The sequence below is a fragment of the Niabella agricola genome (assembly GCF_021538615.1).
Lineage (GTDB): Bacteria > Bacteroidota > Bacteroidia > Chitinophagales > Chitinophagaceae > Niabella > Niabella agricola.
The window spans coordinates 555,150-569,249 of the sequence record NZ_JAJHIZ010000002.1 but is presented as its reverse complement, the minus strand read 5'-3'; the positions used below and the strand labels follow the sequence as shown (position 1 = coordinate 569,249).

General features: G+C 49.9%; 12 protein-coding genes. All 12 read right to left on the bottom strand.

Going from position 1 to position 14,100, the window contains the following annotated elements; translation table 11 throughout:
• Positions 1-562: 562 nt before the first annotated feature.
• Positions 563-2,911: a hypothetical protein gene (locus LL912_RS02820; RefSeq protein WP_235552043.1), complete on the bottom strand. Its 2,349-nt coding sequence runs from the start codon at positions 2,909-2,911 to the stop codon at positions 563-565.
• A gap of 205 nt (positions 2,912-3,116) precedes the next feature.
• A complete protein-coding gene (locus tag LL912_RS02815) occupies positions 3,117-4,337 on the bottom strand; it encodes an MFS transporter (protein ID WP_235552042.1) in 1,221 nt (406 codons plus the stop codon).
• Between the two features lie 63 nt (positions 4,338-4,400).
• On the bottom strand, positions 4,401-5,699 hold the full coding sequence (locus LL912_RS02810; protein WP_235552041.1) for an aspartate aminotransferase family protein: 1,299 nt from the start codon (positions 5,697-5,699) through the stop codon (positions 4,401-4,403).
• 55 nt (positions 5,700-5,754) lie between these two features.
• The gene (locus LL912_RS02805; RefSeq protein ID WP_235552040.1) at positions 5,755-6,792 is read right to left on the bottom strand and encodes a hypothetical protein; all 1,038 of its coding nucleotides are present in this window, start codon (positions 6,790-6,792) and stop codon (positions 5,755-5,757) included.
• A 45-nt stretch (positions 6,793-6,837) separates the two neighbouring features.
• Complete coding sequence (locus tag LL912_RS02800; protein WP_235552039.1) at positions 6,838-7,629, bottom strand: SDR family oxidoreductase; 792 nt, start codon at positions 7,627-7,629, stop codon at positions 6,838-6,840.
• A 4-nt stretch (positions 7,630-7,633) separates the two neighbouring features.
• Positions 7,634-8,572, bottom strand: coding sequence for an aldo/keto reductase (locus tag LL912_RS02795; protein ID WP_235552038.1), 939 nt, complete (start codon positions 8,570-8,572; stop codon positions 7,634-7,636).
• The gene (locus LL912_RS02790; protein ID WP_235552037.1) at positions 8,562-9,398 is read right to left on the bottom strand and encodes an SMP-30/gluconolactonase/LRE family protein; all 837 of its coding nucleotides are present in this window, start codon (positions 9,396-9,398) and stop codon (positions 8,562-8,564) included. Before LL912_RS02790 ends, LL912_RS02795 begins: the two co-directional genes overlap by 11 nt.
• Positions 9,370-10,866 (bottom strand): M81 family metallopeptidase, encoded by a 1,497-nt coding sequence (locus LL912_RS02785; protein ID WP_235552036.1) that lies wholly within the window; start codon positions 10,864-10,866, stop codon positions 9,370-9,372. The genes LL912_RS02790 and LL912_RS02785 overlap by 29 nt, the downstream gene beginning before the upstream one ends.
• 49 nt (positions 10,867-10,915) lie before the next feature.
• Positions 10,916-11,299: a RidA family protein gene (locus LL912_RS02780; RefSeq protein WP_235552035.1), complete on the bottom strand. Its 384-nt coding sequence runs from the start codon at positions 11,297-11,299 to the stop codon at positions 10,916-10,918.
• 3 nt (positions 11,300-11,302) lie between these two features.
• Positions 11,303-12,394 carry a pyridoxal-phosphate dependent enzyme gene (locus tag LL912_RS02775; RefSeq protein WP_235552034.1) on the bottom strand — a complete coding sequence of 364 codons (1,092 nt, stop codon included), beginning with the start codon at positions 12,392-12,394 and terminating at the stop codon, positions 11,303-11,305.
• Positions 12,391-13,206, bottom strand: a complete 816-nt coding sequence (locus LL912_RS02770; RefSeq protein ID WP_235552033.1) for an SDR family NAD(P)-dependent oxidoreductase — start codon at positions 13,204-13,206, stop codon at positions 12,391-12,393. Before LL912_RS02770 ends, LL912_RS02775 begins: the two co-directional genes overlap by 4 nt.
• A 5-nt stretch (positions 13,207-13,211) precedes the next feature.
• Positions 13,212-14,099 carry a succinylglutamate desuccinylase/aspartoacylase family protein gene (locus LL912_RS02765; protein WP_235552032.1) on the bottom strand — a complete coding sequence of 296 codons (888 nt, stop codon included), beginning with the start codon at positions 14,097-14,099 and terminating at the stop codon, positions 13,212-13,214.
• Position 14,100: the final 1 nt, after the last annotated feature.

Here is a 14,100-nt window from a genome sequence, read left to right as displayed (position 1 = left end):
TCTTCGAGCAATTCAAACCTCCGGTCCAATGGGGCAAACACAAAATCCTGAGCCCAAGCAAAACACCCTAATAACAGATTTATTACAACTAAAGCAATCCTCATCGTCAATTTTCAAAACTTCATTTCCCGATCAAGCATTTCAAAGCCGCGGCGGCAGCTTCTAAAGCTTTTCGAGCTTTAGCTTTATTATGCAAGCAACCGACCGCAAAAGAATTTACCGATTTCCGGAAAACAAATGAAATCGATTGCACAAATTTAAGTATAATTGCTTTACAGACCGCAACCGGCTTTTGTTGATCGCAATGGCTCTGAACTTCCAGGCTTCGGAAACCATGGTGTAATAGTTGGTATGTAAATACTGCTTCCCCCGGTTGAAGCCTATACCGGGCAGAGAAGCCGGGTATGGTTTTGGTTTGTTACTGGGACGCTGAAGTCATCTGCTCCTGACGACGTGGTGCTTAAATCCAGGCATTTCGGATAATCGTTTTTTTGGCGAGATGCATCCTATGTACGATCCGTCAATACCCCATCCGGGCCTTGTTTACCTCGACTGCCCGGTTTCATTCCGGCACTGTTGGCAGCCAATGTTCCAGCAGGTATTGACAATTCAGCACTTTTTCATACAGGTCGGCCGGCGTATAGAAATAATGGTTCGAAGCTTCAAACCCCAGGCGCGGATCGCTGATTTGCAAGGCTGCCATCCGTCCGGCGAGTACCGCTTCCTGCTTTAACAATGCAGCAAGCCGGGCCTTGATATTCCGGCGGTCGGTAGCTGCTTCTGTAAGCCCATTCCGCAATACCGTAAATTCAACCTGGTTGGCAATGCTCCGGTAGTGTATGGAAATGGTTTCTATAATCTGGCATTCCGAGAACACGGCTTGCTGCTCCTCCGGAGACAATGCTATTTTTTCAGAAGCCTTCTCCACCTGTTGCACGATTCCGGCAAAGGCATCGCCCAACTCCTGTAGCAACCGGGTAAAGACCTCCTGCGGATAAATGGAGCGCCAGCTATTGATATCATCATAAGGCAGTCCCACCATTGTAGCCTTGTAGCCCGTAGGCGCCTGCCATAACAGGTTAGCTGGTCCTACCTGTAAAGGAGCCGTATAAACCACGCTTATGTGATACGGAAATTTGCTGAACGCTTCGCTGAACTGCTTCCATGCATGGGTTATAACCGAAGCAGCCGCACCGAACCTTCTCTCCGCCACCAGCCGTACAGCATCTGCTGCCGGCAGGTTTTTATCATTCCCCATTAATGCAACTACTTCCAGGTTCGGAGAAGGAAACCCTCCAAGCGTCCAGCCCAGCATCAGTCCGGACACACCTTCGGTCCGGAGCCGGTCAATATGGCCGGCTACATTGTACAAAGCGGGTATATAAGGTACGGCGCCTATTTCCCAGGAATTATTGACCTGTATTTTTGCCATCGTACGCAACCCATGCTCCTTCGCCAGCTTCCAATGGCGCTTTGCCCGCGGACCCGGTCCAACCGCCGAGATCGCATATTCGCCCACCTTACTTCTGACCCCTCCCCGTTCAATATCCAGCTCCCATTCACTTACACTCATCAACAAACTGCCTGTAGTTACCAGGTTTGGAATGATCGCCCCTGCCCAGTCTTCGCGCCAGCCCCAATCCCAAATGATCAGTTGGGGCCGCGTCGCTACTTTCCCGGCAGCCAAAGCGGTTTCGTAGCCCCTGCGAATACCCTGGATATAGGTATTGTTCAAAGCAGCAATCACGGTTCCGGGCCCTGCCGGGCCACATCGCGCGCATGCGCCTCCCTGGCCGTGCGACCAGCAGTTGGTAGGGTTTTCAGAAGCGGTGATAGAAAAAAAGCCCGCGATTGAAGGCGCATGTTCCACTATTTGTGCTATGGCATTTTCCAGGTACCGCTGCACTTCGGGGTGACTGGTACAAAGCGCTGTCCCCTGGCCGCGCAGCCCCGGGTACTTTTTATAAAAAGCTTCAGGTTGATGCCGCGGCTCATTCAGGTATAAGTAAATACCGATACCGTGCGCCCGGGCACGGTCCGAAAGCCGTTGCAGGTTTTTTAACCGCTGCTCCCAATGTTCACTGATAGAGGGATCCCAGGGAAACGGCGTAAGCTTACTAAGCACAATATGCATCCAGATACTATCCACCCCGGATGCTGCAAGCCGTTGCAGGTAAGCATCCGGGTAAGAATCGATCGATGTATTCAATAGCGGATCGCCAAACAGCGCAAAATAAGGATAGGTTAACCTGGGAGTAAAACCCGCTGTGGAAGCAGGCTCCCCGGGCATGCGCTCCGCTTTAAACGGCGCCGACAGCTCCTTTATAAAATGAAAATACGGCATCTGTACTTTCGGCAATCCCTTTGGAAAGGCCTGCCGCAAAAGCCGCGAAAATTGCCGCTTCACCTCCTCCGGAATTTTCGCCAGCTGCTGATAACGGACCGGTGAACATTCGGGTTTGAGACTGCCCAGCTTGATGTAAAAAAAATCATCCTCTTTTAATGTAAAATCCATTTGTGCTTCATCCCAGCCCATCAGCGTTTGCAACTGGTCATTGGGCAGCAGGTGCCAGTTCCGGCGCACAACCGTTAAATAGCTGCGCTGCCATTGTTCGTCTGTAACTTCCGGCGCCGGCGGCAATCCCATAAACCGGGCGATCTCCTCCAATTGCCGCGGGTTAGCGGCCACGGTTGCCGCCATCCGCTCCAAAGGTACCAATCCCCAGTTGCGCCACACAAACGCATAAAGGGCATTGGGAAAATGCCTGAACTCAAGCGCCCTTTTTCCTGACTGTTTGCCGGCAAACGTTTGAAGCGGCACTCCCTGTAAAAGAAAAAAAACACCAAGTGCTGAATTAGCAGTAAGAAACTGACGACGGTTGATCAGGAACCGTTTACCGGGTTGCATCATTTTTTATCCAGTTTAGAATCGCTCGTATTTATCGGCATTTACTATAACAAAAAACAGTTGCTGTTTAAAGGCAGCCCTGTATCGGTTTTGTGGCAAAGTTAACCAGTGATGCCCGTATTCCCTAACCTGACAGGGATCGCAGCATGGCGCCATCTTCCATTCCAACACTCCCGGCAAGCACAATTCGGGTACCCGGTCTTTCTGTTTATGTTTTTGTCCGGATGCCCATTAAAGCCAGTGCCGCCAGCACAATCAGAAAGGCGGCTGACTGGTAGATGATGCCTAACGAAATATGCGCATCCCGCAGCGCTCCACCAAAATATAAAGCGATACCACCGATCAGTGTTCCGCAAAAATTAAGAATCCCATAGCCGGTAGCACGGTATTCCGCGTCAACAATCATGCTCAGTATGGGCATCGTGTTCGTATCCGTGAAGGACTTGGTAAATGCATATACAACAAAGCATCCAACCGCCACAAAAAGCAGGGACGTATAACTGGCCAGGAAAATTGCCGGAGCTGCTATACACAAGCCGATTGCCGGCACCCATACCCGGGCTCTTTTATTGATCTTACTCCATTGATCGGCCAATACCCCACCGGCAAGTACACCGAAAATAGCGGCAGTAAAAACATAGCCCGTGGAATAGATACCCGCCCTGGTTTGAGACAGTTGAAATTTTTCCTGAAAATACGTAGGCAGCCATCCCACTACCAGCCAGGCCATCAAACTGACCAGTGCAAAGAAAATAACCAGCAGTATATACGATCTTTGCCCGAAAAGCAGCTTCAGGGTAGCTATAAATCCCGGGGTGGATCCGCGCTTTTCTTCATCAGGCTTCGGCTCACGCGGAGCATCTTTCAAAATAAATAACAATACCAGGGCGTATGCCATTCCAAAAACGCCAAAAGCGAAAAAAGCGGTATTCCATTGATGATTTTCAGCGATCCATCCCCCCAAAAAGCCCAGGCTTTGCCCGGCCATAATACCCGCCATATGAATCCCTGTAGCCAGCGACCGGGTACTTCCTTTATGATAGTCCATTATTAATGCCAATGCCGCCGGAATATAACAGGCTTCACTTAATCCCATTAATGCCCTTGTAAGCAACAATTCATGAAACGAGGTTGCAAAGGAGGTCATCCAGGTTACCAGCGACCAGATCAGCAAACTCACCAGGATCACTTTGCTCCGGCTAAACCTGTCGGCCAGAAAACCGGCCAGCGGGCTAAACAAGCCATATACCCAAAGAAATGCAGCTGTTAACAAACCGAACTCTGCATCTGTCATCGGAATTGCATCTACGATGGACCTCCGCATGGTTGTGATCATGGTTCGATCTATATAGTTAAGCATTGCGATCACAAACAGGAGTCCCACCACCATCCAGGCTTTTGCCGCCATTGTTTTACCCGAACCCTTCATAAACGTTCTATTATTTTAAATCTTTCCAGCTGATTGCTGCCAAGACGATTTTCAAACATCTCTTTATAATTCCGCTAGTACTTCTTTGGCTACCTGTATAGCAGTATCGATTTCTTCTTCTGTGTGAACGGCGCTGATATACCAAAGCCCCCGGCCAATAACCCGGATGCCGCGGTCGTGCATGGCTGCAACAAACCGGTTTAATTTTGGCTTATCGGTTTTCAGCGTATCGCGGTAATCCCGCATTTTTTCCAGATCCGTAAAGCAGGTATTAAACATGGGCCCGGGGCCGTTTACGAATAAGTTCTGCTTACATTCACGGGCAGCTTCCGTCAATCCGGTCATCAGCCGCTGCCCCAGGGCAAACATCCGCCGGTAGGGCTTGTCTCGTTCCAATACCTGTACAGTAGCCAGGGCTGCAGCAATCATCGGGCAACTGGAATTCATGGTTCCGGCATGAATCACCACCGACTGTTCAATCGGCTCCATCCATTCACGCCGGCCAACAACGGCACTCACCGGGTAACCGCTTCCCATCGCCTTTGCAAATACCGACAGGTCGGGCGTTACATTAAAATAGCTTTGTGCGCCGCCCAGACCGAGCCTGAAGCCGGTGATCACCTCATCAAAGATTAACGCAATTCCATAATGATCGCAGAGTGCCCTAAGGCCTTCCAGGAATCCTTCCACCGGTTGAATACATCCGTTATTACACATCACCGGTTCAGTGATGACGGCCGCAATTTCCTGATGTTGCTGTTCCAGGGTCTTCTTTACCAGCTCCAGATCATTCCAGGGCAATATAATAAATTCGTCTCTTGTATTTGCGGCAATACCCGCCGACCAGGGGTGGGCTGCCGGCTCTTCCCTGCTGCCCAATGCCTCCGGCGACGGAGTAGAAATACCCCAGGCTACATCATCGAGCCAGCCGTGATAATGTCCCTCAAAACGCAAAAACTTCTGTTTTCCTGTTTTAGCCCGGGCCACACGGAAGGCCGTTTGAACAGCTGTTGAACCATCAAGACAAAAGCGGATCAATTCAGCGGATGGAATCAGGGCCGCCAGTTTTTCGGCCAGCTCAATTTCCTGTATATGCTGGCCGGCATAAAGTTGTCCCCGTTCTGAATAAGACCCGATGGCTGCTAACACTTCCGGATGCGAGTGCCCCAGGATCAGGGGCCCCTGGCTCAGTGTAAAATCCAGGTACACGTTACGATCTACGTCTGTAATCCGGCTTCCTTTTCCCTCCGAATAAAACAACGCGTGCGGATGATTATATTTTCTAAATTCTGACGAAACCCCTCCTGCAAGCACTTTTGCGGCACGTTCTAATAATTGTTTTGAATGCTGATACCTGCTCATGTCAACTTTGTTTAATCGTTATTTTAATCCGTCTTTATTTTGAAGTTCCCCGTTGTTATTGTAGCGGGAAACATAAAACAGTATTTGTTCGTACACCGGGGCCTGTTTCCCCGTTAATAATAAAGCAGGCATCATTCCATTGTACGGCAGGCGCCGTCAATCTCATTTCGGTTTTTGGAAGATCGCCCCAAGCCTGCCATCGTTTTACTCGCGTATCAAAGGCCATCACACCGGTTAAAAAACCCGGGTGCGTCAGCGGATCTTTATGTTGTGCGGTTTGCTGATCCAATCCGCCGGGGAAAATAATGTACCGTTCCCGGGCAACCGGTGCCGGTCCCGGGCCTGCGGCCACTCCCCGCGGCATTGCGGGCAATTGCTGCCACCGCCCTCCGGTAAAAACTCCTTTTTTATATGCCGGCACAAACCGGTATGCATCTGCCAGCACTTCCCGCTCTTTATTTTCCAAAAGCCGGATACCGCTGAATAAATAAAACTGGCGATCAAACGCAGCTGCTACAGCATTGATGCGTTCCGGGCCTGGCCAGGGCTCCAGCCTGGTCCATTTATTGCATTTCAGATCCAAAGCAATAAAGAGCCGTGCAGGACTTCCGTCCGGATTTTCCATACCGCCCGCTATAAAAAAAATATCATTCACCACAGCACCTGCAGCATTGGCCAATGCATAGGGCATCGGCGGCAGTGTGTCTATGACCACATCATTATTTTCAACACGTAAACGATACACTTCCCGGTGGTGCTTTTCGGAATCACTTCCCCCGGCAATAATCAGGCTGTTTCGATAGGTGCCATATACCCCGTAAGCCAGCTTTACGGGCAATTTGGTTTTTGCTTTGATCCATTGCCCGCTCTCTGCATGCAGCAGGTAGATCTGATCATACCAAACCTTCGCCCCACCCTGCCAGGGACGCCCGTGCGGAAAATTTGCACCACCAGCGGCAATAAGCGTTCCGTTGCTTAAGCCGGCAAACATCCCGGCAAACCCTTCTTTGTCGGGAATGGGGGCAACCTGTTTGTTTATCAGCATCCTTCCCGTTTGTGCCTGTATAGCACCGGTCTGCAACAACATCACCATCCAACTAATTTTTAAGATCAATCCTTGCATAAATCATTATTAAAACTACCAACTCGTCCAGCCCCCGTCTACCAGCAGGTTATGACCGGTCACAAAGGCCGACGCATCAGCCGCCAGGAAAATGACCGGGCCTTTGATATCTTCATCACTGGCAAATCTTCCCAACGGCGTCAGCCGCTTATAATTTTCTGTAAACTCCGTTTCTCCAAACGTTTCGTTCACCCCCGGGCCATAACCACCCGGGCTCAGGCAATTGCATCGAATATTAAATTTCCCGTAATAGTTAGCAACCCATTTTGTAAACCCCACCATTGCCCATTTATCATAGGTGTAGTTCACGGGACTTGTCATCCCCGTTTCCCCGTACACCGGAAAATTTGGACCAACCGCGCCTTGTATGGAACCAATATTGATGATATTACCGGCTTTTCTACAGCACATATCCTTTAATACTTCTTTTGTCAGCAGCATCAGGCCTGTGGAGTTAACGGCCTGTGCACCTTCCCATTCGGCCTTGCTCATTTCGTCCAGGTTTTTAAACCCTTCCCGGGAAACCGCGTTATTAATCAATACATCAATTTTTCCAAAATCACGGATGACCGATGCCACAAAACTGATGATCGATCTTTCATCTTTCAGATCCAGCTGCAGGCCGGCGGCTTTCAAGCCTGCTTCCTGCAGCACTGCCGCATATGCATTGCATTCCTCAAAATTCCGGGAAGCAATGATCACCTGCGCCCCGGCCTGAGCCAGGGCCAGTGAAACGGGCTTTCCGTAAAGACCGGCGCCGCCTGTAACCACTGCTACCCGGCCCTCAAGACTAAATAATTGTTTCATATTTCTATAATTTCCATGTTCTGGGAGCCAGTAAATTTTCGGGAACATTGCGAAAACAGGCTTTGGCCTTCTCCAATACTTCAGCGGGAATTTTCCGGCCGGTCAACAGCCCCGTATTCTCTTTTAGCTGTTGCAGGGTTTCTGCTCCAAATACGATACTGGTAATCCCCGGCAGATCGCGCACATAACAAAAACAAAATTCGGCAACACTCATGTCGCAGGCTTTTGCGAAGGTGCCCAATTGTTCAATAAAATAAGCCGCGGCCTTCAAATCGCCGGTAAGTTCTCCCGGATGCCGCAGCAACAGCCCTTTAAGAAAAACGCTTCTGGCAAAAACAATCTTTCCTTCAGCCGCCAGTGCATCCCAAATGGGATCATCAGCCAAACGCTGATCCCAGATGTTAACGGGTATCTGCAATACATTGATTGCCGGAAGTGCCGCAAATCTTTTTAATTCCAGTAGATGATCCAGCGATATACCCCCGTAAGCGATCAGCCCCTCCTGCACCAGGGATTCTATGATTTCTGGTACCATTGCGCAAACGGCGCCGGGATCGTAACCAGACACCATATGAAACAAACAAATAGGCAGCTGATCCAGGTTTAAACAGCGCAGTGAAGCGCGCACGCTATCATATGCCTGCTGCTTTGCAAGCGCAGGATCGGCAACAGCTGCACTTGTTATTTTAAACTTGCTGACAATGGCCGTGCCAGGGGGTACTCCTTCTGCTACCAGTGCACCCAGCAGCTGTTCGGCGATCCCATATTCTCTTGCTGTATCAAAAGACCTGATTCCAAGCTGTAATGCCGTGCGCAGCAGCTGGCCTGCCGCATCAATATCGGGCTGCTGCTGACCGCTGAACACCCCATAGGGTATGCCCAGGGAAACCGTTCCCAATGTTAATGCAGATATTTCAAATTTCCCGATGCTTCTATAGTTCACCTTCTTTGGTTTTTAACCGTTGTACAAAGCCCGGGCCGGGCTCCCCTGCCCCTCCGGTAACCAGCAACAGCTGGTCCTGTATAAACAGATTGGACGTGAGTTGAAATTCCGTTGCCAGCTTCCGGATTAATACACCGCGCTGGTCCAGGATCTGGATGCAGCCCATCCCATAATGCGCTACCCATAAATTATGAAAGCAGTCAAAAGCCAGCCCGTCCGGCAGGTTAGCGATTGCCTTACCCGAAGGATGCCGGGGCAGATCACTAAAAACAACGGGAACTGATGATCCCCGGTTCAGGTCTGCCACAAGGATTCTGTTTTGATAACTTTCTGCTATAAAAAGCTGGTTAGTCCCCGGGTGCCATGCGATCCCGTTCGGATAATCGAGATGCGCTGCAATGACCCGCTTTTTGCGATGGCGGTCTACATGACATACAATGCCGGTATGCCGCACCGAATCGGTAAAAAAGAACCCACCATCGCCGTCGCTAACCAGGTCATTCGGACATTGTATGAGATGACCCGAAACCATTCCTTCGGCTAAAACACCTGAACATTTACCGGAAGGATCGAAACACTTTACGCAGGCGTCTTTGCTATCACAAACCCAATGCGCTCCGTTGGCAGCAATCATTTGACCGTTCGGACAAGAAGCACGTGCCCATTCTGCTGCAATTCCTTCCTGCGTGATGCGTAAAATCTGGCCGCCCTGTAAATTGGTTACGAACAGTGTACCGGTAGCATCCACCACGGGGCCCTCTGTATAAAAAGGATGCTGCCAAACAGCCATTGGTCCATTAAATTCCTGCAAGGTTTCCTGTTTCATTACCGGTAATTGTTTCAAATGGATAAAGTGGTTTCCTGCGGTTTTTAAAATCAAATCGGGTTGCATCTGCACAGGTTTCACCGGGCGTATTTACCTGTAGCATAACCGGGCAAATATCCCGGTAAGCAGCAACAGGCGCATTGACGCCCTTGGCAATAATCCAGTTCAGCTCCTCCAGTACAATTCCCAAACTGCTCAACTGCCTGCTGCTAAAAGGCGGTACGCGAAACGTGGTCACAACAATCAGATTCCCCTGATCCGTTTTCAGCAACGCCACTTTCCCCATATCATATTGTACCTGTCCGCCATGCCGGGGGGCAGGTTCCCGGAAAGATCCATCGCGATGATCAAGCACCGTAACCTTATAAGCTTGTTCCCGGTTTAACGGATTCAGCCTATGAAAGGCGATCGCTGATCTTGTTCCAGCCTTCAAGCCGGAAACAGCCCTTACCGTTGCCGGATCGTGCATACAGATCACCGCCTTCGTTGCACCAGCGGCTTCTAACAAATCCATCAGGAACATGCTTGTTCCGGCTGAACCTCCGCCTACATTATCGCCCATATCCAGTAATAACACCGGCCGTTCCGCTGTCAGGGCCTGCTCAAGGAGTTCTTCAGGATTCAGTTTTTCCCCTCGAAACTGCGGAAGGCGTTTCATGAAACAGGCACTTAATTCCGGAAACAACTGCGTAGCATTTTCGCCCTGCCTGGTAACCACAATTACAGCGGTGCCCATTTCGTATACATCTGCGTAGGGAAATCCGAGAATAATGCTCACCTGTATAACTCCTTCAGCGGTGGCTATATCCTGAACTTCCCGGTATAAGGACCGGCAGGGCTCCGTATTCGTATTTTGCTGTTCAATACTGATTGAAAGCGGCAACTGGAGTAATTCCTGTTGCACTTTTAAACCTTCCAGCAATATCCGGTTTAACAATTGCGCTGCTTTTATGCCGGTTTGGCGCTGATCTAAATGCGGATTTGTAGCATATGCAATCAAGGCCGTCGTTTGTTGTATCATTTGCACGCTTACATTGGCATGGGGGTCCAGGGTACCCACAACGGGAGTTGTTGGTCCTACCAATTGACGCACGGCCAGCAGCCAATCGCCATCCATATCCGGGCAGGTTTCGCAAACTCCGGCTCCGTGCGGCGCTACCAGTACCGCATCTACGGGAAGCACAGCCTCCAGCAATTGCAATAATTCCTGCTTCAATTGCAGATAAGCGGAGGCACCAATCGTTCCACCCGGTGTTGCCTCTGCATAAAAAACAGGAACCAGCTCTATTGCGTCCTTATCCAGTGCCTCGATAAATCCGCCGATCTCATGATAGGCATTTTTATACTGCTCAATAATGGCTGCACCTTTCAATAAGCGACTGTTTACAAAATCTTCGTAAACCGTCAGCCGTTTATTAAAGGTATTCGACTCGTGATAAATGCCGACCAGTGCCACCCGTTTTTTCATCCTAATATTTTAATTGCCTTAACCTGTTTCTTAATCGGATTGCAGCACCCTATTCATAACGTGCAATAGCTTCTACTTCAAATTTCAAAATGGTTCCCAAACAACCGATCAATGTCGTTCTTGCAGGAAAGGGCGCTGAAAAATAGCTACGGTAGATCTCATTAAATGCAGCAAGATCTTCCTGGTCTGCAACATAATTCCGCACCTGTACGATATGATCCATGGTTAACCCTGCGCCTTCCACAATCTTTTTCAGATTATCAAAGGAGCGCCGGCATTCTTCTTCAAAACTTCCTGCTATTATTTTCCCTTCTCCGTCTACCGAGGCCTGACCGGAAATAAACAGGAAATCGCCGCTTTTGATGGCCGGTGAAAAAGGCAAATGACTCTTGGGGATCGCATCGCCCGACAGCGGTTCTTTTTTTATATGCATTGTTTAAATATATTTTTTGATAAAGTTTATAGATTCGGCCGTATGTTCAAACCGGATATAGTTATCTGCAGGGAAAAGACGTCCCCGGACATCCTTAAACCCATGACCGGTAACTAAACAGACCACCCGGTCCATTTTACGGATCTGTCCCGATTGAACCGCCCTTTTTAAACCAGCCAACGCAACCGCTCCTGCGGGCTCACAATAGATGCCCTCCATTGCGGCCAGCTGTTGCTGACATTCGTATACCTCCGCGTCTGAAACAAGCGCCCCCCTTACTTTTGCGCGTTTTGCCGCCTCCAGGATCTGGTTGGCATCCAGCAGGTTCGGCACCTGCAATCCGCTGATGCTGCTCGTACACCGGGCCAGTCCTTTTACCGTTTTTTGCCGATCCATCAGGGCTCCGGCAATTGTATCATTACCCTGGGGCTGCACACAAAAAACGGTGGGTGTTTTAAATACTTTATGCAATTTTTTCCAGCGTTGAAAGCCCTTGATCATCGCCAGTGTTAAACCGCCACCACCGGCGGGAACAAACACCGCATGCACATCGGGCAGCTCCTCCGCTATTTCGTAGGCGATCGTTTGCACACCCGACATTCCTGCAGGGGCATAGCAATAGGCACTGATGGCAATATCTGTATGATGCGCCATAGCCAGCCGCTTTAGTTCCTTCATCAGTTCTTCCGTAACCGATTGCGTAAGACCAAAATTTTTCACCATAAAGATCCGGGCGCCGTAAATGCCCATTTGCTCCAGCTTGCTTGCAGGTGCCCCATCCACAACAGCCAAAAAACAGGGAATCGATGCTGCAGCACCATAGGCAGCCAGGGCGGCTCCGGTATTGCCGCTGGATGTGGCCAGGAAAAAAGAAGTGCCCCGCGATTTTAATGCCGACAGTACCACTGCTGCAAAACGATCCTTGTATGATCCCGTTGGATTTAAGCTCTCCAATTTAAAATAAAGCGCATCCAATCCCAAAAGCGCACCAATATTCTTTGACGATACCAGTGGCGTATTTCCTTCCCCCATGGTGATGCGATGCTTTACAGCAATTTCGGGAAGCAATGCCTCGTATTTCCAAATACCCTTCAAAATTCTTTTGCCTTTAATTGTTGCTTTATAAAATAAGCGTTGAAATTATGCGATAAACCACCGTCTACCGTAATACAAGTTCCGGTAACAAATGCGGCTTCGGAGGAAGACACCCAAAAAACCGCAGCCGCTATCTCCTCCGGATCTGCAGCCCTGTTCAAGGGCGTTCTTCCGTTAATTTCCGATATCATTTGCGCACTGATATTTTGTTGTGCTTCGTTTTCATAACCGTTGCTTAATACGGTAGCTACATTACCCGGCCTTACCGCTACAGCCCTGAATCCCTTTGGTCCGTACAAAACGGCTAACTCATACGTAAGGCTTTCAATCGCTCCTTTGCAAACCGTATAGGCCGGTGCATACCCCCCCGCCAATGCCGACATGATACTGGAAATATTTACGATTACACAGGTCAAATTCCGTTCTATAAGCCGGCTGGCGGCAATCCTCGACAGGAACGCCGGCGCGGTGAGATTGATCCGCAAGGTTTTCTCCCAGTCTTCAACCGAAATCGTCGTTAAGGTTTCCACCGAACGCCACACGGCATTATTGACCAGTACATCCATCCGGCTCCAACGGGCCAGGCAGGCATCCACCAATTGCTCTAAAAATTCAATCTGCTGCAGATCACCCGCCAGGCTCATGTATTCTTTTGTAAGGGATGCTACCTGCATTTCTGTTTCCCGCAGGCCGCTTGCATCTACATCCGTCATCGCTACAGCAAATCCCTTTCCTGCAAATACTTTTGCGACCGCCCGCCCGATGCCGCCGGCGGCTCCTGTAATTAAAACAACATCTTTTTTCTCTTCCATTGTTTTTATTTATCAAGCAGTAAAATTCCCCCCAGGGAATCCCCCGGGTATACTCGGGGATGCCTGCGCACAAACAGTACCAGTCCTGCACAATCAGCCTCCACTGTCCATTGGCGCCGGAACAGCGGATCGTAAATAACACCCCATATATCGCCTTTCTTTATCATGCTGCCCGGCTGCACTTTTGGCAAAAAGACCCCGTCAAATCTAGACAACATTTTCCCCTGCAAAAAGCCTCCATCCGGAGTGGCGTCTTCCACGGTATACACCACTTTAGAGGCACGCTCTTCCCTTGCTTCCTCCCGCAGCATATTCAAATGATCCAGCACACCCAAACAACCTTCTGTATAGGCTTCAATAACCGGTTCCTGAACCACGTTACCGCCTCCGTATTCCACATAGATCGCGGGAATGGCCGCATCCCTGGCAACCGATAAGGTTCTTCCGTCTGGAGCAGCATCCGTACCCCAAACCAGCGGCAAATTAAAAGCGGCTGCCATTTGCCGCTGTACCTGCAGCACCTTCGGGTCGGCATGGAGCATATAACCACTTAACGGGAACAGATCAAACAAAGCGCCACCCGTATGCAGGTCCACCAGGTAATCGCAATTCCGGATCTGCTCAGAAAGCCCGAATGCAGCCTGTTGCGAAACGGTTCCGGCCGGCGTTCCGGGACAAATCCTTGCCAGGTCCAACCCATCGGCACCCATTCGCTGGCCTGCGAGGTAAGCCGTTTCATTTGCACAGCAAATTAAAGTCACCCGTCCCTTTTTCAACGCATTGACCAGCCTTTTGTGCAATTCCATGATGGTGATCATCGGCTCATACTCATCCCCATGCACACCGGCAATGATCAGTACATGCGGCCCCTCTTCTTTGCCTTTTAATTCCATC

What these genes read in the sequence shown, in the direction of transcription:
- LL912_RS02790 (WP_235552037.1), bottom strand. Translation starts at nt 9,398, where the DNA reads ATGAAACAGGAAACCTTGCAGGAATTTAATGGACCAATGGCTGTTTGG.
- LL912_RS02765 (WP_235552032.1), bottom strand. Translation starts at nt 14,099, where the DNA reads ATGGAATTAAAAGGCAAAGAAGAGGGGCCGCATGTACTGATCATTGCC.
- LL912_RS02810 (WP_235552041.1), bottom strand. Translation starts at nt 5,699, where the DNA reads ATGAGCAGGTATCAGCATTCAAAACAATTATTAGAACGTGCCGCAAAA.
- LL912_RS02805 (WP_235552040.1), bottom strand. Translation starts at nt 6,792, where the DNA reads ATGGTGATGTTGTTGCAGACCGGTGCTATACAGGCACAAACGGGAAGG.
- LL912_RS02770 (WP_235552033.1), bottom strand. Translation starts at nt 13,206, where the DNA reads ATGGAAGAGAAAAAAGATGTTGTTTTAATTACAGGAGCCGCCGGCGGC.
- LL912_RS02820 (WP_235552043.1), bottom strand. Translation starts at nt 2,911, where the DNA reads ATGATGCAACCCGGTAAACGGTTCCTGATCAACCGTCGTCAGTTTCTT.
- LL912_RS02815 (WP_235552042.1), bottom strand. Translation starts at nt 4,337, where the DNA reads ATGAAGGGTTCGGGTAAAACAATGGCGGCAAAAGCCTGGATGGTGGTG.
- LL912_RS02800 (WP_235552039.1), bottom strand. Translation starts at nt 7,629, where the DNA reads ATGAAACAATTATTTAGTCTTGAGGGCCGGGTAGCAGTGGTTACAGGC.
- LL912_RS02780 (WP_235552035.1), bottom strand. Translation starts at nt 11,299, where the DNA reads ATGCATATAAAAAAAGAACCGCTGTCGGGCGATGCGATCCCCAAGAGT.
- LL912_RS02785 (WP_235552036.1), bottom strand. Translation starts at nt 10,866, where the DNA reads ATGAAAAAACGGGTGGCACTGGTCGGCATTTATCACGAGTCGAATACC.